General features: G+C 60.8%; 19 protein-coding genes. 5 read left to right on the top strand and 14 right to left on the bottom strand.

Features of this window, described 5'->3' with window-relative positions; genetic code table 11:
- Nucleotides 1-4: 4 nt before the first annotated feature.
- The 5 genes from phnK to phnG are packed head-to-tail and all read right to left on the bottom strand — an operon-like array spanning nt 5 to nt 3,883.
- The gene (gene phnK, locus AC13RC_RS18770; protein WP_113351502.1) at nt 5-781 is read right to left on the bottom strand and encodes a phosphonate C-P lyase system protein PhnK; all 777 of its coding nucleotides are present in this window, start codon (nt 779-781) and stop codon (nt 5-7) included.
- On the bottom strand, nt 778-1,671 hold the full coding sequence (locus tag AC13RC_RS18765) for an alpha-D-ribose 1-methylphosphonate 5-phosphate C-P-lyase PhnJ (protein ID WP_459457057.1): 894 nt from the start codon (nt 1,669-1,671) through the stop codon (nt 778-780). The genes phnK and AC13RC_RS18765 overlap by 4 nt, the downstream gene beginning before the upstream one ends.
- The gene (locus AC13RC_RS18760; protein WP_488558080.1) at nt 1,668-2,777 is read right to left on the bottom strand and encodes a carbon-phosphorus lyase complex subunit; all 1,110 of its coding nucleotides are present in this window, start codon (nt 2,775-2,777) and stop codon (nt 1,668-1,670) included. The genes AC13RC_RS18765 and AC13RC_RS18760 overlap by 4 nt, the downstream gene beginning before the upstream one ends.
- Before the next feature lie 3 nt (nt 2,778-2,780).
- Nucleotides 2,781-3,407: a phosphonate C-P lyase system protein PhnH gene (gene phnH, locus AC13RC_RS18755; protein ID WP_488558079.1), complete on the bottom strand. Its 627-nt coding sequence runs from the start codon at nt 3,405-3,407 to the stop codon at nt 2,781-2,783.
- A complete protein-coding gene (gene phnG / locus AC13RC_RS18750; RefSeq protein WP_113351499.1) occupies nt 3,407-3,883 on the bottom strand; it encodes a phosphonate C-P lyase system protein PhnG in 477 nt (158 codons plus the stop codon). The genes phnH and phnG overlap by 1 nt, the downstream gene beginning before the upstream one ends.
- A 101-nt stretch (nt 3,884-3,984) precedes the next feature.
- On the opposite strand from phnG, the gene phnF reads away from it, so the two are divergent.
- Nucleotides 3,985-4,719 carry a phosphonate metabolism transcriptional regulator PhnF gene (gene phnF / locus AC13RC_RS18745; RefSeq protein ID WP_183812545.1) on the top strand — a complete coding sequence of 245 codons (735 nt, stop codon included), beginning with the start codon at nt 3,985-3,987 and terminating at the stop codon, nt 4,717-4,719.
- Nucleotides 4,720-4,726: 7 nt separating this feature from the next.
- On the opposite strand, the gene AC13RC_RS18740 is transcribed toward phnF, so the two are convergent.
- The 9 genes from AC13RC_RS18740 to AC13RC_RS18700 all read right to left on the bottom strand — a co-directional run bounded on the left by AC13RC_RS18740 (nt 4,727) and on the right by AC13RC_RS18700 (nt 12,290).
- Nucleotides 4,727-5,023: a type II toxin-antitoxin system RelE/ParE family toxin gene (locus AC13RC_RS18740; RefSeq protein ID WP_113351497.1), complete on the bottom strand. Its 297-nt coding sequence runs from the start codon at nt 5,021-5,023 to the stop codon at nt 4,727-4,729.
- Nucleotides 5,020-5,310 (bottom strand): CopG family ribbon-helix-helix protein, encoded by a 291-nt coding sequence (locus AC13RC_RS18735; RefSeq protein ID WP_113351496.1) that lies wholly within the window; start codon nt 5,308-5,310, stop codon nt 5,020-5,022. Before AC13RC_RS18735 ends, AC13RC_RS18740 begins: the two co-directional genes overlap by 4 nt.
- A 191-nt stretch (nt 5,311-5,501) precedes the next feature.
- Nucleotides 5,502-6,137 (bottom strand): 2,3-bisphosphoglycerate-dependent phosphoglycerate mutase, encoded by a 636-nt coding sequence (locus AC13RC_RS18730; protein WP_112341831.1) that lies wholly within the window; start codon nt 6,135-6,137, stop codon nt 5,502-5,504.
- Between the two features lie 24 nt (nt 6,138-6,161).
- On the bottom strand, nt 6,162-6,986 hold the full coding sequence (dapB, locus tag AC13RC_RS18725; protein ID WP_113351495.1) for a 4-hydroxy-tetrahydrodipicolinate reductase: 825 nt from the start codon (nt 6,984-6,986) through the stop codon (nt 6,162-6,164).
- Nucleotides 6,987-7,000: 14 nt separating this feature from the next.
- A complete protein-coding gene (locus tag AC13RC_RS18720) occupies nt 7,001-8,740 on the bottom strand; it encodes an ABC transporter ATP-binding protein (protein WP_488558091.1) in 1,740 nt (579 codons plus the stop codon).
- Nucleotides 8,741-9,005: 265 nt separating this feature from the next.
- Nucleotides 9,006-10,028 carry a glucokinase gene (locus tag AC13RC_RS18715; RefSeq protein WP_113330589.1) on the bottom strand — a complete coding sequence of 341 codons (1,023 nt, stop codon included), beginning with the start codon at nt 10,026-10,028 and terminating at the stop codon, nt 9,006-9,008.
- Between the two features lie 34 nt (nt 10,029-10,062).
- On the bottom strand, nt 10,063-10,443 hold the full coding sequence (locus AC13RC_RS18710) for a methylglyoxal synthase (RefSeq protein WP_113330590.1): 381 nt from the start codon (nt 10,441-10,443) through the stop codon (nt 10,063-10,065).
- Nucleotides 10,444-10,542: 99 nt separating this feature from the next.
- Nucleotides 10,543-11,577, bottom strand: a complete 1,035-nt coding sequence (gene mepA, locus AC13RC_RS18705) for a penicillin-insensitive murein endopeptidase (RefSeq protein WP_113351493.1) — start codon at nt 11,575-11,577, stop codon at nt 10,543-10,545.
- A gap of 143 nt (nt 11,578-11,720) precedes the next feature.
- Nucleotides 11,721-12,290, bottom strand: a complete 570-nt coding sequence (locus AC13RC_RS18700) for an isochorismatase family protein (RefSeq protein WP_113351492.1) — start codon at nt 12,288-12,290, stop codon at nt 11,721-11,723.
- A 52-nt stretch (nt 12,291-12,342) separates the two neighbouring features.
- On the opposite strand from AC13RC_RS18700, the gene AC13RC_RS18695 reads away from it, so the two are divergent.
- The 4 genes from AC13RC_RS18695 (at nt 12,343) to AC13RC_RS18680 (ending at nt 17,343) form a co-directional block, all read left to right on the top strand.
- Nucleotides 12,343-12,963, top strand: a complete 621-nt coding sequence (locus AC13RC_RS18695; RefSeq protein ID WP_488558078.1) for a TetR/AcrR family transcriptional regulator — start codon at nt 12,343-12,345, stop codon at nt 12,961-12,963.
- Between the two features lie 106 nt (nt 12,964-13,069).
- On the top strand, nt 13,070-14,923 hold the full coding sequence (locus AC13RC_RS18690) for an extracellular solute-binding protein (RefSeq protein WP_113351490.1): 1,854 nt from the start codon (nt 13,070-13,072) through the stop codon (nt 14,921-14,923).
- Nucleotides 14,924-15,094: 171 nt separating this feature from the next.
- The gene (locus AC13RC_RS18685; RefSeq protein ID WP_113351489.1) at nt 15,095-16,189 is read left to right on the top strand and encodes a microcin C ABC transporter permease YejB; all 1,095 of its coding nucleotides are present in this window, start codon (nt 15,095-15,097) and stop codon (nt 16,187-16,189) included.
- Nucleotides 16,189-17,343, top strand: a complete 1,155-nt coding sequence (locus AC13RC_RS18680) for an ABC transporter permease (protein ID WP_113351488.1) — start codon at nt 16,189-16,191, stop codon at nt 17,341-17,343. Before AC13RC_RS18685 ends, AC13RC_RS18680 begins: the two co-directional genes overlap by 1 nt.
- Nucleotides 17,344-17,346 lie beyond the last annotated feature (3 nt).

The raw sequence follows: 17,346 nt of genomic DNA, 5'->3' as shown, positions 1-17,346 counted from the left end.
TTCCTCAGACCTGCAGGATCGAAGAGACCAGCAGTTGCGTATAGGGTTCGCGCGGATCGTCGAGCACGCGGTCGGTGAGACCGTGCTCGATCACCTGGCCGTCCTTCATCACCATGATGCGATGCGACAGGAGACGGGCGACCGCGAGATCGTGGGTTACGATGATGGCGGAGAGGCCGAGATCGTTGACGAGGCCGCGGACCAGATCGAGCAGGCGGGCCTGCACCGAGACGTCAAGACCGCCGGTCGGCTCATCCATGAAGACGAGGCGAGGTCCGGTCACCAGGTTGCGGGCGATCTGCAGGCGCTGGCGCATGCCGCCGGAGAAGGCGCGGGGCTGGTCGTCGATACGGTCGGCATCGATCTCGACCCGCTCCAGCCAGTCGATGGCGGTGTTGCGGATGTTGCCATAGTGGCGGTTGCCGATCGCCATCAGCCGCTCGCCGACATTGGCGCCGGCCGAGACCGTCATGCGCAGGCCATCGGCCGGGTTCTGATGCACGAAGCCCCAGTCGGTGCGCATCAGAAAGCGGCGCTCGGCCTCGTTCATACGGAAAAGATCGCGATAGGTCTCGTCGCGCATGTGGTATTCGACACTGCCCGTCGTCGGCAGCAGCCGGGTGGAGATGCAGTTGAGCAGCGTCGTCTTGCCGGAGCCGGATTCGCCGACGATGGCGAGCACTTCGCCGGGCCAGAGCTCGAAGGACACATCGCGGCAACCGATGCGGCTGCCGTAGAATTTCGAGACGTCCTTGACCTTGAGAAGGGGTGAGTCACTCATTCGGCAGCCTCCTTGGATGCGAGCCCATTTGACGCCAGCATAGGCCCGGCATGGCCGTGGGCGCGGCGATCCTCGCAGAAATCGGTATCGGAGCAGACGAACATGCGGCCGCCCTTGTCGTCGAGGATCACCTCGTCAAGATAGACCTGCTCGGCGCCGCAGAGAGCGCAAGGCTTGTCGAAGCGCTGCACTTCGAAGGGATGATCCTCGAAATCCAGGCTGACCACTTCGGTATAGGGCGGCACGGCATAGATGCGCTTCTCGCGGCCGGCGCCGAAGAGCTGCAGCGCATCCGAGAGGTGCATTTTCGGATTGTCGAACTTCGGCGTCGGCGATGGGTCCATCACGTAGCGGCCGGCGACCTTGACCGGATAGGCGTAGGTGGTGGCAATGCGTCCGTTGCGGGCGATATCCTCATAGAGCTTCACATGCATGAGGCCATATTCCTCAAGCGCATGCATCTTGCGCGTCTCGGTCTCGCGAGGCTCCAGGAAGCGCAACGGCTCCGGGATCGGCACCTGATAGACGAGCACCTGGTTCGGCCCGAGTTTGGCTTCCGGAATGCGGTGGCGCGTCTGGATGATGGTCGCCTCTTCCGTGCGGGTGGTGACAGCGACATTGGCGACCTTCTGGAAGAAGGCGCGGATGGAGACGGCGTTCGTCGTGTCGTCGGCCCCCTGGTCGATGACCTTCAGCACATCCTGCGGGCCGATGATCGCCGCCGTCAGCTGTACGCCGCCAGTGCCCCAGCCGTAAGGCATCGGCATTTCGCGGGAGGCGAAAGGCACCTGATAGCCGGGAATGGCGATCGCCTTCAGGATGGCACGGCGGATCATCCGCTTGGTTTGCTCGTCGAGATAGGCGAAGTTGTAGGTGGCGAGTTCGGTCATTCGGCTGCCTCCGTCATGGGTTCCATGCCGCGATCGCGAGCGGCCTCGAAGTCGCGGCGCATGCGCCGCACCAGGTCGAGCTCGGCCTGGAAGTCGACATAATGCGGCAGCTTCAGATGTTCGACGAAGCCAGTCGCCTGCACATTGTCGGAGTGGGAAATGACGAATTCCTCGTCCTGAGCTGGCGCAACGATGTCTTCGCCGAGTTCCTCTGCCCGCAGCGCCCGGTCCACCAGCGACATCGCCATCGCCTTGCGCTCGCTTTGGCCAAAGACGAGGCCGTAGCCGCGGGTGAACTGCGGCGGTGCCTTGGCCGAACCTTTAAACTGGTTGACCATCTGGCATTCCGTTACCTGGATGCGGCCGAGCGAAACGGCAAAGCCGAGTTCCGGCACCTCAAATTCGACCTCTACTTCGCCGATGCGGATTTCGCCGGTGAAGGGGTGGGTGCGGCCATAGCCGCGCTGGGTCGAATAGCCGAGTGCCAGCAGGAAGCCTTCGTCGCCGCGGGCGAGCGCCTGCAGGCGAAGGTCCCGGGTCATCGGGAATTCCAGCGGCTCGCGCGTCAGGTCGCCGATCTCATGATCGACAGGCATGGTGCCATCGTCTTCGATCAGTCCTTCCTGGCCGAGAATTTCCGAGACGCGTATCACGCGGCCGTCCTCGGCCGGCCGCTGCATCGGCTCATCCACCGGCTCATCTGTCAAAAGGCTGGGGTCGAGCAGGCGGTGCGTGTAGTCGAAGGTTGGGCCGAGAAGCTGACCGCCCGGCAAATCCTTGTAGGTCGCGGAAATGCGGCGCTCGATCTTCATCGCTGAAGTGTCAAGCGGCTGGGAATAACCGAAGCGCGGCAGCGTGGTGCGGTAGGCTCTGAGCAGGAAGATCGCTTCGATCATGTCGCCGCGCGCCTGGCGAACGGCAAGTGCGGCCAGCGTACGGTCATAAAGCGAGGCCTCGGCCATGACGCGATCGACCGCGAGTGCGAGCTGCGCCACGATCTGGTCGATGCCGACGGCCGGCAGCGAACGGTCGCCGCGGCGACGGTCGGCCAGCAGCCGGTGAGCATTGGCGATGGCGGCTTCGCCGCCCTTAACGGCAACATACATATGTCACAACTCCGTCGCGGTGATCTTGGTGGTGCGCGGCAGGCAGAGGAATTGCCGGCCCGCCGTCAGGATGAGATCGACGCCGCGCGGGAAGAGCGCGCGATTGTCGTTCCAGATACGCAGCAGCGTATCCGGCAGCCCGACCGGGGCGATCATGGTCACATCCTTGATGCCGGGGCCTGAAAGCGCCAGTTGCTTTCCGCCCTCCAGGCTCTGGATCTCCAGCACGATGGTTGTCGACCGATCGGGATATTCCTGGGTGCCGATGCCGAACTGGCTGAAAGAGGAAAGCGCCATGCCGGCTTCGATGAAGGCGAACTGCGCTTCCAGCCGTTCCGAAATGACGGGCGCTCCGGTGTGGAAGGCCAGCCATTCCGCCAGGCTTGATCTTGCTAGGCTGTTGGAGAGCCAGACAGGCGTGTCGTGATCGCAAAGGGTGAGGCCGATGGCGCCTGCGGCAACACCGAGCGGAGCGGGCGGCGCGACGTCAGCCTCAACGGTCTGCAGGGTGCCTGGACGTGCCATGGCATCCATCGTCATCTTGAAGACGCTTTGCGCGTCGAAGACCGGATCGGTGAAACCGCCGGTCAGGGCCTCGTTGCCGAAGGTCGGAGTGCTGGAAAGGCTCATCAATCTTCTCCGCGAACCATGGTGAAGAAATCGACGCGGGTTGCCGCCGTCTCTTCGGCGCGCTTGCGGTCATATTCGGCGATACGCTCGGTAACCGGCTGCAGAAGAGCCTTTTCGACGAAATCCTTCGTAGCCGACTGTTGCCAGAGTGCATCGAAGATGGCCGAAAGCCGGGCCTTTTCCCGATCCGTGCCGAGCGCGTGAGCGTGCCCGATTGTGTTGGATGCCAGCCGGACGGTAGCGCGCGTCACCGTGACTTCACCGAGGTTGAAGGGGGAGCCGCCGCCGCCGATGCGGCCGCGCACCATGACGAGCCCTGTCTCGGGGCCGCGTACCGCCTGCACCGTCGGCTTGCTCGGCAATGCCTCCCAGGCAGCCTCTAGCTCGTCGCGTTCTGCCTGCGCCAAGAGATCGGCGACGCGCTTGCGTTCCCGACGCTCTTGTGCCGCAGCTTCCTGCCTCTGTGCTGAATTCATCGTGCCTTCCTCTAAATGTCTATTGATATAGACAACTATACAAGATAGTTTTATATTTATTAGTGAGTCGTGACAAGCGTGTGACAGGGCGAGTGGGCGAGATGGCAGGGCAGAAGATACAGAGGCAGACGGGCGTGGCGCTCTGGCGGCAGATTGCCGATCGCATTCGCACGTCAATCAATCACGGCGATTTCGACGAGACGGGCATGGTGCCGCCGGAAACGGTGCTGGCGCTGCAGTTCGGCGTCAACAGGCACACGATCAGAAGTGCGCTCGCAGCACTGGCGCAGGAGGGGATCGTCCGCGCCGTGCAGGGGCGCGGCACGCTGATCGAGCGCAAGGAGCGACTGAGCTTCCCGATTTCAAGGCGCACGCGATTTTCGCAAGGGATCGGCGACCAGGTACGTGAGACCCGCAGCGTGCTGCTTGCATCGGGCGAAGAAGCTGCCAGCGCCGAATTGGCCAAACAGCTCAAGCTCAAGGCAGGTACGCCGTTGATCCGGCTGGAAACGCTGGGCCAGGCGGATCATCGTCCGGTATCGCGCGCAACAAGCTGGTTCCCGGCGGATCGTTTCGGCGATATCGCCGAGATCTATCGGACGACCGGATCGATCACCAAGGCATTCAAGGAGCTTGGTGTGCCGGATTACGTCCGTGTCGTCACCGAGATCACCGCGACACATGCCGACGAGGGCGACCTCACCGATCTGCAATTATCCCCGGGCGCCATCGTTCTCGTCGCCCAGGCGCTCAATGCGGATCTCGATAATGTCCCGGTGCAATATTCGATTTCCCGCTTCGCCGCCGATAGAGTGCGCTTCACCGTTGAGAATTGATGCCGCACTAGGGAATCGGCTGAAAATCGTTTGGCGGCCATTGCTGTGCGGCACGCAGGATGCGGATTATGCGCACCGTTTCATCAGCAAGATCATAAACCAGCAGATAGTTTCTGTGCACGACGAGCTCGCGTGTCCCGGACACGCGGCCGGGTCGGCCCGTCATTGGATGAGTAATGAGCTGTTTCGACCGTTTGGCGAAGAGTTCGTCCAGCGCGAGTGCGGCGGTGGCATTCTCGGCTTCGATGTAGGTATAGATTGCGCGTCGGTCAGCCCTTGCTTCGGGAGTCCAAGCAAGTTTCACGAAGAACGCCCGCTGAGTTTGCGGCGTGTTTCTTCTCGCAAGGCGGCAAATTCAGCGTCCACGTCGTCGTCGGGAATGAGGTTGCCGGCATTGGCGGAAGCAAGACCGGCCTGAACCTGCTGGCGAAACCAAATGTCATATTCGGCGGCATCTTGCTGGCGCCGCACATAATCGCGCATGAAAGCCCGGAGCAACTGCGCACCGGTTTGATCATGCGCTTTCGCAGCCTCGCTGAAAGCCGCCTTCAACTCTTCTTCAACTCGGAAGGTAAATGTCGCGTCGGTCATGTCGGCCCATGTGTTACGTACGTACTGCAATGTAACACATCTCGTTAAGGCTGCCACCCCTCATGTGGCCTGCTGAGGGAAGACGCACTCTCGATCCCATCAGGATCGCGGGTTTCAGAAGGGGTCGTCCCCTCTCCCCGCAGGCGGGGAGAGGACTAGGGTGGGGGCTCTCTAGCCCAAATAGATTGCGCTCAATGCGCGCCGGACATGTCGCCGAGGACTTCCTTCGAGGCGACGGTGGAATCGGCCTTGAGCTTGTAGACCATGGGTACACCGGTCGCGAGGTTCAGCTCCAGGATCTGTGCCTTGCTCAGGCGGTCGAGAACCATAACGAGCGAGCGCAGCGAGTTGCCGTGGGCGGCCACCAGCACGTTCTGGCCGGCAAGTACGCGCGGCAGGATTTCCGTGAGATAATAGGGCCAGACGCGGGCGCCGGTGTCGCGCAGGCTTTCTCCGCCGGGCGGCGGAACGTCGTAGGAGCGGCGCCAGATGTGAACCTGCTCTTCGCCCCACTTGGCGCGGGCGTCATCCTTGTTGAGGCCGGAGAGATCGCCGTAGTCGCGCTCGTTCAGCGCCTGATCCTTGATCGTTTCAAGGCCGGGCTGGCCGATTTCATCGAGGATGATCTTCAGCGTATGCTGCGCGCGCGTCAGCGCCGAGGTGAAGGCGATGTCGTACTTGATACCGTAATCGGCCAGAGCTTTGCCGCCGGTCTTGGCCTCTTCGATGCCGAGCGCCGTCAGATCGGGATCCTTCCAGCCGGTAAAGAGATTCTTCAAATTCCAGTCGCTCTGCCCGTGGCGAACGAGAACGAGAGTGCCGCTCATAATTTTCTCCCTAATAGGATCGGATCAACGTGTAGAAAGCCCGAGAACATCGAGCATGGAATAGAAGCCGGGTTTCTTGTCGCGCGCCCAGAGTGCTGCCTGCAGCGCGCCGCGGGCAAACAACGACCGGTCGCCGGCATTGTGCGACAGCGTCAGCCGTTCGCTTTCGCTGGCGAAGATCACCGAATGATCGCCGACCACGCCGCCGCCGCGCAGGGTCGCAAAGCCGATCGTGCCCGCCAAGCGCGGACCGGTATGGCCGTCGCGCACGCGCACGGAATTGTCATTAAGATCGATGCCGCGGCCCTTCGCCGCCGCCTGGCCAAGCAGGAGTGCCGTGCCTGAGGGCGCATCGACCTTGTGCCGATGATGCATCTCCAGCACCTCGATGTCCCAGTCGTTCGAAGGCAGTGCCCGCGCGGCCTGTTCGACGAGCACGCTCAAAAGATTGATGCCGAGGCCCATATTGCCCGATTTGACGACACGGGCATGGCGCGCGGCGGCCTTGAACTTGGTCTCATCCTCATCCGAGCAGCCGGTCGTGCCGATGACGTGGACGATGCGCGCCTGCGCGGCAAGCCCTGCAAAGGTGACGCTGGTGGCCGGCGTCGTAAAATCGATGACGCCTTCGGCATGCAGGAAAGCGGCAAGCGGATCGTCGGTGACGGGAACGCCGATCGGCCCCAGTCCGGCGATCTCGCCGGCATCCTTGCCGATGAAGGCGGAGCCGGGGCGGGCGACGGCTGCATGCAGGGTTACGCCGTCGGTGGCGTGAATGATGCGGATGAGAGCCTGTCCCATGCGGCCCGCCGCGCCCACCACCACCAGCTTCATCGCATCGTCGCTCATGTCGTCTCTATCGTCTATTTGCGGGAATTGCTTGAAATCGCCGGTAGCTGCAGGTTGTTGAGCCGAGCGTAGAGGCCATTGTCAGATGTCGCAAGCGTCTCGTGGTTGCCTTCTTCGACAACGCGGCCGTTCTGCATGACGACGATCTTTTCGGCGCGGACAACCGTCGACAGGCGGTGCGCGATGACGACGACCGTGCGGCCGCTCATCGCTTCTTCCAGCGCCTTCTGCACGGCCGCTTCGGATTCCGTGTCGAGCGCCGAGGTCGCTTCGTCCAGAAGCAGGATCGGCGCATTGCGCACCAGCGCGCGGGCGATCGACAGGCGCTGGCGCTGGCCGCCGGACAGCGTTACGCCGTTTTCGCCGACGGGCGTCTCGTAGCCCATCGGCTGCGCTTCGATGAAATCATGGGCATAGGCGAGGCGCGCCGCTTCCTCGATCTCGGCATCCGTCGCATTCGGGCGGCCATAGCGGATATTGTCGCGGATCGTGCCTTCGAAGAGATAGGGCTGCTGCGAAACATAGGCGAGCTGTTCCCGCAGCGACTGTTTCGTCACATGCGCGATGTCCTGCCCATCGATGAAGATGCTGCCGGCCTTCGGATCATAGAAGCGCGGGATGAGATTGATGACGGTGGATTTGCCGGCACCGGAAGGGCCGACGAGCGCGGTCGTCTGCCCGCCTTCTGCGGTGAAATTGACGCCTGAGAGGACGGATTCATCACCATAGGCGAAATGCACGTCGCGGAACTCGATCCTGGCCTCGGTCACGTTAAGCGGCTTGGCATCTGGCAGGTCGCGCTGGCGCGGCTCCATGTCCAGCAGCTCGTAGATCATCCGCGCATTGACGACCGCGCGCTCCAGCTGCACCTGCAGCTTGGCGAGGCGGCGCGCCGGGTCATAAGCGAGCAGCAGCGAAGTGGCGAAGGAGAAGAACACACCCGGCGAGACATTATCGTAGATCGACCGGTAGGCGGCATAGGCAAAGAGGCTGGCGATCGCGAAACCGGCGACGGTCTCGATCAGCGGTCCGTTGCGCTCTGAAAGGCGGGCGATGCGGTTCTGCCGGTGCTCTGCAGCGGTGATCAGCTTGTTGATCTTGCGTTCGAGCTCCTCTTCCATCGTAAAGGCCTTGACGATGGAAACGCCTTGAATGGTCTCCTGCATCGCGCCGAGCACATGGCTGTTCAGGACCACCGCATCGCGTGTGGCTGCGCGCAGGCGCTTGGAAATATAGCGCAGCGCGAAGAAGAGCGGCGGCGCGATGACGACGAATGCAATGCTGAGCACCGGATCCTGAAAGACCATGACGCAGAGCAGGGCGACGAAGGTCAGAAGGTCGCGCGCCGTCGACGTGATCGTCAGGTTCATGACATCGCGGATGCCCGAGACGTTCTGGCTGATGCGGGCAGCGAGCTGCGCGGAGCGCGCTTCGTTGAAAAAGCCGACCGACAGCGTCATCAGATGCGAATAGAGGCGACGCTGATAGCGGGCGATGATGTTGTTGCCGATCTTCGACAGGATGACTGACTGGAAATATCCCGCAAAACCGCGCACCACGAAAACGAGGAAGATGCTGAAGCAGATTTTCCAGGCATCGACGATATCGCGGGCGATGAAGGCGCTGTCGATGACAGATTTGACGATATAGCCGATGTAAGCAGTCGAAAGCGCAACGAGGATCAGGCAGGTAATCGCGATGGCATAGCCGCGAATATGATCGCGGCCGTTCTCGGCGATAATGCGCTTCAGCATGCCGGTGATGGCTTCGCTGTCGACGTTTTTGCTTTTCGGGTCAGGCAATTTCAATAATCGGCTTCCTGTCTTGAACCAAGCGAGCCGCATCTGGCACGTGCTTTCGCGGCTCTATTAAAGAGTTAGCACGGCTTTGGCTAGACATGCCTTGCCGCGCTGGTTAAGGCCGATCACGGAGCCACGCCCATTATAGAGGAAGGCGACCCCTTCAAAAAGGCATGGCGCATCGGATGTTTCGGCGCACCATGAGCTGTTTGGCAAGCAATCAACGCCGCCAGCGACGGCCGTCCGTGGCAAGGCCAAAGTTTGTCGGTTTGCGGGCATAGATCGCAAGGCCGGAAAGCGCTGCCAGCGGATTGACGACCACATGGGTCGGAATCGTCTTCATCAGTTCCGTGTGCGGTGCCTTGTCCTCGAAAGCGGCGCGAAATTCCGGCTTCTGCAGCGCCGGCAGGATCTTCTGCGGAATGCCACCCGAGAGATAGACGCCGCCGCGCGCCATGAAGATCATGGCGATATCGCCGGCGACGCGGCCAAGATAGGTGACGAACAGCGTCAGCGTCTCCTCGGCCTGCCTGTTGGTGCCGGCAAGCGCATGGTTAGTGATGTCAGCCGGCTCCTTCAGGCTCGGTTCGATGCCGTCAGCCGCGCAGATCGCATGATAAAGGTTCTGCAGGCCGCGGCCACAGATCACCTGCTCGGCCGAGATGCGGCCTTCGATCGGCTCCAGATGCGGCCAGATCTGCAGGTCACGTTCCGTGCGCGGCCCGAGATCGATATGCCCGCCTTCGCCCGGTACCGGCACCCATTGATGCTGGGTATGGACCAGAGCGCCGACGCCAAGCCCGGTGCCTGGCCCGAGCACGGCGCGTGATGCAACCATGTTACCGGATGCTTTGCCGATAGTCTGGCGATGCTCGTCAGAAATCTCGGCGATCGCGAGCGCCTGCGCCTCGAAGTCGTTGATGACGAGCACGTCCTCGATGCCGAGATTGGCGATCATCGTCTTCGGACGGATCACCCAGTCGCAATTGGTCAGCGGAATCTCGTCCCCCTGCACGGGGCCTGCCATGGCGAGAATTGCCGAGCGGGGCCGGACCTTGCTGTTTTCAAGGGCGAGTTTGATCGCATCGTCGATCGTGGCGAAATTCGCCGTCTGCACGACCGGGAAGTGCTCCTGTTCGGAGTCCGCATCGACGAGGATGGAGAAACGCGCATTGGTGCCGCCGATATCGCCGATCAGGATTGGGAAAGGCAGGGGGGCATCGCTGTGATTGAGCTCGGGCATGGCCAGGTCCGTGGTCTGCCGCCGGCAAGGCGGATTAATGGTTCAGGGTTTTGATCAGCCGCTCGGCAGTGGATTCGTTGAGCGCCATCGGAATGTCGTAGAGAACGGCAAGCCGCGTCAATGCCTTCACGTCGACGTCGTGCGGCATGGGGGTGAGGGGATCGATGAAGAAGACGAGCATATCGATCTCGCCGGTGGCGATGAGCGCGCCGATCTGCTGGTCGCCACCGAGCGGGCCGCTTTTCAGCCGGGTGACCTTGAGGTCCGGGCAGGCATCCAGCACGCGGCCGCCTGTCGTGCCCGTGGCGACGATGTTCCAATCGGCAAGGGCGGCTTCGTTACGCCGCGCAAATTCTGCCATCGCATCTTTTTTCTGATCATGCGCGATCAATGCGATGCATTTGCTGCCGGCCATGAAATCCTTGCTCCGCTCGATGTTTTCAATCGATTTACCCGCCTTCTATACCAAGGGGGCGCGTTTTGAAAGACGCCTCCGGCAAGGACGGTGCAGGACTTACTGCTGCGGAATCTGACCGGGCGGCGTATCGCCCGAAACCGGCATTGCGTCCGTCTCCGCTGAAACGTCGGCAGCTTTGGCGCCGGAGGCGGCGGGGCGTGCGGAAGCAATCGAAGGTGCCGCCAATACGGCCTGGCAGGCCTTGGGCAGATCGGCAACCATGACTTCGCGCGGCTTTTGGGGCGGCTTGTCGCTGGGCTTCGGCTTGGCCCAAGGCTCAGGCCCGAACCACCAGGCGAGCGACTTGTCGCAGCCATCGCCGGAGGCGACCGGCGCCTGTCCTGTGCAGCCGACGGAGCCTGCGGGGCAGCGGAGACGGATATGGAAATGCGAGTCGTGCCCGTATTCCGGCCGCAGCTTGCCGAGGTTGGTGCGGTCGCCCGTCCATGTCTCGCACATCTTCTTCTTGATCGCCGGGTTGACGAAGATGCGCTCGACCTCCGGATAGCTCGCCGCGCGCATCAAGAGGCGGGCATGTGCCGGTGTCCAGACCTTGTCGTTGATCGTCAGGAACTTGTCCTTGGCGAGCATCGTGGTGAAAGGCAGGGCTTCACGCTCTTCCACCGTCATCTTGCGCCGCGGCATCGGCGTCAGCCAGACGTCGGCGTCGAGACCGATCTGATGCGAGGCATGGCCGTTGATCATCGGGCCGCCGCGCGGCTGCGAGATATCGCCGACAAGCAAACCCGGCCAGCCGTCATTCTTCGCAGCATCGCGCGATAGGCGCTCGAGCAGGCCGATCATCTCCGGTCGTCCCCAGCGACGATTGCGCGATAGGCGCATCGCCTGCCATGTCGGGCCGTCCGCGGGCAGCGCGACCGCGCCGGCAAGGCAGCCCTTGGCATAGAAGCCGATCGATTGCGGCGGTCCCTGCGTCGGCAGCGTGACCGCGCCGAAAACAGCCTTGGCGCTGCCGGGGGAAGGGGTGGCCTGCTGTGCCAGCGCATCGCCGGCGACAAGGCCCATCCCGATCGAGGTGGCGAGAGAGAATTTGCCGATCGTTCGAAAGGCGCGAGCCAGAAGTGAAGCCATGCATATCCTTGAAAGGCGGTCGGCATTAGCCGAAGTGATTTGCCGTGAGACTATCCTGAAACAGGATGGAAGTGAATCCGCGCCAATCACGGATGGGCACCGGTCGGCCGCCTTTGCTTGCATAGACCTTTGCTTCGGATGGATCAGTTCGCCAGGATTTCCGCCGTCTTGCGGATACGCGACAGCCGCGGCAAGACCTTCGTGCAGGCGAAATCCTGCATGTCCTGCGAGAAGGTCGTCACCGCATCTTCGGCAACAATGACGGCGTAGTTTGCCGCGAAGGCATCGCGCACGGTTGCTTCGACACCGAAATTGGTGGCGACTCCGGTCAGGATCAGCGTCCTGACGCCGCGACGGCGAAGCTGCAGGTCCAGTTCCGTGCCGTAAAAGGCGCTCCACTGGCGCTTGACGATGGCGACATCAGGCGTCAGCGCTGCCATCTCGGCCGGAGCCTCGAGCGCGGCCGGCGGCAAACCTCCTGGGGGAAGCGCAAAGCTTTCGTCTGTCGGCTGATTGACAGCATCGGCATAGTCTGCGGAAAATCCAACCGTCACGAAAACGGTCGTTCCGCCATCGGCCTTCAGTTTGTTTGCGATGGCGACCGTATTGGTGACGATCTGCTGGGCGGAGTAGGGCGCGAGCGGCCGGCTCAGGACGAGGCCTTGCAGGTCGATAGAAATGAGAGCGGTAGTTTTGGGGTCGTAAAGTGACATCGGGCGGTAGCTCCATAAAATATGAGGATATCCTCACAATGGAAATATGAGGATGGCCTCACAAAAATCAAGTGAAGAATTGAAGACGCGCACGCCGAAGCGGCAGCGCGGCCATGATCGGGTCGTCATACTGCTGGCGGCGGCCGCAAAGGTTTTCGCGCGCAAGGGCTATGAGGCGGCAACGATGACGGAGATTGCGGCCGAGGCAAATTCCTCTATCGGCTCGCTCTATCAGTTCTTCCCGACCAAGCCCCTGCTTGCCGAAGCACTGCATATCGAACGCCTGGAGCGATTGAAGGCCGGGCTTCGAGGGATGGCAGAGCGGAGCATCGGCCTTTCCGCAGCCGATAGCGGCGAGGCGATCTTCGATGCGCTCGGTGCTTTCATGGAGGAATATCCGGAGTTTTCGGTACTGGCCAGTCGCCGTGATATTCCCAAGGAGCGCAAGGCGCGCTCACGGGCAGAGCTGAAGGAGCTGATCGCCGGCATCCTGCAGCAGGCGCAGCCGCCGATATCGGACGATATCGCGCTGATGTCGGGTATCGTGCTCGAACTGCTTCGCATCGTCGTCGCCGTCGCCGCCGAGCCCGATGCTGCCGAGGATCGCCGCGTCGCCGGCGAATTGCGGCTGATGTTGCGCAAACGTCTTGAGGATGCCACGGTAAAAGACTGAGCCCGAGACATGTCTTCAGCCTTTACAACGAGATGAATTGTTGCGTCCTGTTTTTTGCCCTCATTTGCCGTATGCTGATTCCTCAGACATCATCAGGAGATCATGAATGGCATTGTCGCGGTTGAAAGCAGGCTTGGTCGTTTCTCTTTTTTGCCTGCTGGCAATGCCTCTATCCTCGAAAGCTCAAGAGCCGCAATTTCGTATCGGCACGGCCATTCTCGGCGACTTGAAATATCAGCCCGGCTTCAAGCATTTTGATTATGTCAATCCGGATGCGCCGAAAGGCGGTGAGGTGAAGCTGTCTAGCAATGGCACCTTCGACACCCTCAATCCGGTACTTTATAAGGGCAATACGGTTGCGGGGATAAGTTCTCTGGGTGCGGGCCTTGTCTTTGACAGCCTTCTGAAGTCGGCGGATGACGAGGTTTCCTCCTCCTATGGATTGCTCGCCGAGGGCGTTTCCTATCCGGAGGATATTTCCCGTGCTACTTTCCGCCTGCGGCCCGAAGCCAAATGGGCAGACGGACAGCCGGTGACGCCAGAGGATGTCGTCTTCAGTTTCGACAAGGCGAAGGAACTCAATCCACTCTTTACCAGCTATTATAGCCATGTGGCGCGCGCCGAGAAGACCGGCGATCGCGACGTAACCTTCTACTTCGACGAGAAGAACAATCGTGAACTGCCGTCGATTCTTGGCCAGTTCCCAATCGTGCCAAAGCATTGGTGGGAAGGTACGGGGCCGGACGGTAAACCACGCGACATTTCCCGCACCACGCTCGAGCCCGTTATGGGATCCGGACCCTACAAGATCGTTTCGGTCTCGCCCGGTTCCACCATCCGTTACGAATTGCGCGACGATTATTGGGGCAAGGACCTGCCCGTCAATGTTGGCCTGAACAATTTAAAGTCGATCTCCTACACCTACTTCACTGATAATGATGTGGAATTCGAGGCCTTCCGCGGCGGTACTATAGACTATTGGCAGGATAACGTCGCAAGCCGCTGGGTCACCGGCTACGATTTTCCTGCGGCGAAGGACGGCCGCATCAAGCGCGAGGAAGTGCCCAATCCGCTTCGCGCCACCGGCGTTATGCAGGCGCTCGTGCCGAACATGCGCCGCGATCAGTTCAAGGACGAGCGTGTTCGTGAGGCGCTGAACTATGCTTTCGATTTCGAAGAGCTGAACCGTACTATCGCTTTTAATCAGTACAGCCGCATCAATAGCTTCTTTTTCGGCACGAAGCTCGCTTCGTCGGGCCTGCCAGAAGGTAAAGAGCTCAGCGTTCTCAATGAAGTGAAGGACAAGGTCCCGGCTGAAGTTTTCACGACGCCTTATGCCAACCCGGTCGGCGGCGATCAGCAGAAGGCCCGCGATAATCTGCGTAAAGCGCTCGATCTGTTCAAACAGGCAGGATATGTTCTGAAGAGCAACCAGATGGTGAATGCCCAGACGGGCAAACCTTTATCGATCGAGATTCTGCTCGGCAGTCCCTTCGTGGAGAAGTGGGTTCTGCCCTATGCCCAGAATTTGAAGAGAATCGGCATCAACGCTAGCGTCCGTACGGTCGATTCGTCGCAATACATCAATCGTGTGCAGAACTTCGACTATGACATGATCTGGACAGTTTGGGCGCAAACATTGAATCCGGGCAACGAGCAGATTGATTTCTGGGGATCTGCCTCCGCCAATCGTAAAGGTTCGCGCAATTTTGCCGGCATTTCTGATCCAGGCATCGATGCCCTCGTCAACAAGGTCATTTTCGCCAAAGACGTCGAGGAGAAGGATGCCGTCGCCAAGGCGCTCGACCGTGTGTTGCTCGCTCATCACTACGTGGTTCCACTCTTTTACACGACCAGCTTCCATATCGCTTATTGGGATAAGTTCGCGCATCCGGCCCAACTGCCCGAATACTCCATCGGCTTCCCCGATGTCTGGTGGTCGAAAAGCGCCGGAAAGTGAGCCTCTCTTGCAATGAGGGGCCTGCTGGCTCCAAATGATCCAGGCTGATTCGGATAGTTTCACGCTGATATGACGGCGCCGGCTTGCATCCGGCGGAAGGGAATGTGATTTGATCGACGGACGGATTGAGGCGAGGCGGAACCTACCCCTGCTTGCGGGAGCGGCGGACTGATGGGCGCCTATATTCTGCGACGCCTCCTGTTGATGATCCCGACCATCGTCGGCATCATGGCGATTTCCTTCACCATCGTGCAGTTTGCGCCGGGCGGTCCCGTCGAGCAGGTCATCGCGCAGCTGACCGGCCAGGGCGACAATGCCAATGGCCGCCTGTCGGGTGGCGGTACCGACCTGGCTGCACAGCAATCCTTCGATGACAGCAGCTCGAAATATCGGGGCGCGCAGGGGCTCGATCCCGAGCTGATCGCCAAGCTCGACAAGCAGTTCGGCTTCGACAAGCCGCCGCTCGAGCGCTTCGGTCAGATGATGTGGAATTATATCCGCTTCGATTTCGGCGAGAGCTTTTTCCGCAATACCACCGTCATCGATCTCATCGGCCAGAAGCTGCCGGTGTCGATCTCGCTCGGCATCTGGATCCTGATCTTCTCCTATGCCATTTCCATTCCGCTCGGCATCCGCAAGGCGGTGCAGGACGGATCGACTTTCGATGTCTGGACGTCGGGCATTATCATCGTCGGCTATGCCGTCCCGAGCTTCCTGTTCGGCATCATGCTGATCGTGCTGTTTGCCGGCGGCTCCTTCTTCGACTGGTTTCCGCTGCGCGGTCTCGTTTCGGATAATTTCGCCGATCTCAGCTGGTGGCAGAAGATCCTCGATTATCTCTGGCATCTGGTGCTGCCGCTGATTTCGCTGTCGCTCGCCGCTTTCGCCACCACGACGCTGCTGACCAAGAACTCCTTCATCGAGGAAATCAAGAAGCAATATGTCATCACCGCCCGCGCCAAGGGCCTTTCCGAACGGCGCGTGCTCTATGGCCATGTCTTCCGCAACGCCATGCTCATCGTCATTGCCGGCTTTCCCGGCGCCTTTATCTCCGCCTTCTTCACCGGCTCGCTGCTGATCGAAAATATCTTCTCGCTCGATGGCTTGGGGCGCCTCAGCTATCTCTCTGTCGTCCAGCGCGACTATCCGGTGGTCTTTGCCACTCTCTTCATCTTCTCGCTGCTCGGCCTCGTCGTCAGCCTCGTCTCAGATCTAATCTACACCTGGATTGATCCGCGCATCGATTTCGAGCGGAGGGACGTGTGATGGACGCAGCCAATCAGCAGATGCTTCCGACGACGGTGAAGCCGCCCCGCAAAGGCCTTTTCTCGCCCACCAACATTCGCCGCTGGGAGAATTTCAAGGCAAACCGCCGTGGCTACTGGTCGCTCTGGATTTTCCTGGTCCTGTTCGTCCTCAGCCTCGGGGCCGAATTCATCGTCAACGACCGGCCGATCCTCGTCTCTTACAAGGGAGAGATCCTAGCGCCGGTCTTCGTGGATTACCCCGAGGAGAAGTTCGGCGGTTTCCTGGCGCAGACGGATTATCGCGCCCCGGATATTCAGGATGAGATCAATGCCCATGGCTGGATGATCTGGCCGCCGATCCATTATTCCTATCAGACCGCCAATTCCAACCTTCCCACAGGAATGTCGGCGCCGACGCCGCCTTTCTGGGCAATGAGCAAGGAGACGCGCTGCTCGGGCTATCCCGGCGGCGTTGCCGATCCGAACTGCAACTGGAGCAATTTCAATTGGCTCGGCACCGACGATCAGGCCCGCGATGTACTCGCCCGCCTGATCTACGGTTTCCGCATCTCGGTGCTATTCGGCCTGGCGCTCACCATCTGTTCGGCAGTCGTCGGCGTCTGCGCCGGTGCGATACAGGGCTATTTCGGTGGCTGGACCGATCTCCTGATGCAGCGTTTCATCGAAATCTGGTCGTCCATGCCGGTGCTCTATATCCTGCTGATCATCGCCTCGGTGCTGCCGCCGGGCTTCTTCATCCTGCTCGGCATATTGCTGCTGTTTTCCTGGGTAGGGCTCGTCGGCGTCGTGCGCGCCGAATTCCTGCGGGCGCGTAATTTCGAATATGTGCGCGCCGCCCGCGCGCTCGGCGTCAACAATCGCACTATCATGTATCGACACCTGCTGCCGAACGCGATGGTCGCGACGCTGACCTTCGTTCCCTTCATCCTCTCGGGCTCGATCACCACCCTGACCTCGCTGGATTTCCTGGGCTTCGGCATGCCGCCCGGCTCGCCGTCGCTGGGTGAAATGATCGCCCAGGGCAAATCCAATCTGCAGGCTCCCTGGCTGGGGCTCTCGGCCTTCTTCACCATGTCAATCATGCTGTCGCTGCTGATTTTCATCGGCGAGGCCGTGCGCGACGCCTTCGATCCGAGGAAGACGTTCCGATGAGGA

The sequence above is a fragment of the Martinezella sp. CNPSo 3890 genome, from assembly GCF_057784455.1.
The sequence above is the reverse complement of the archived record's forward strand: the minus strand, read 5'-3'. Positions and strand labels throughout refer to the sequence as shown.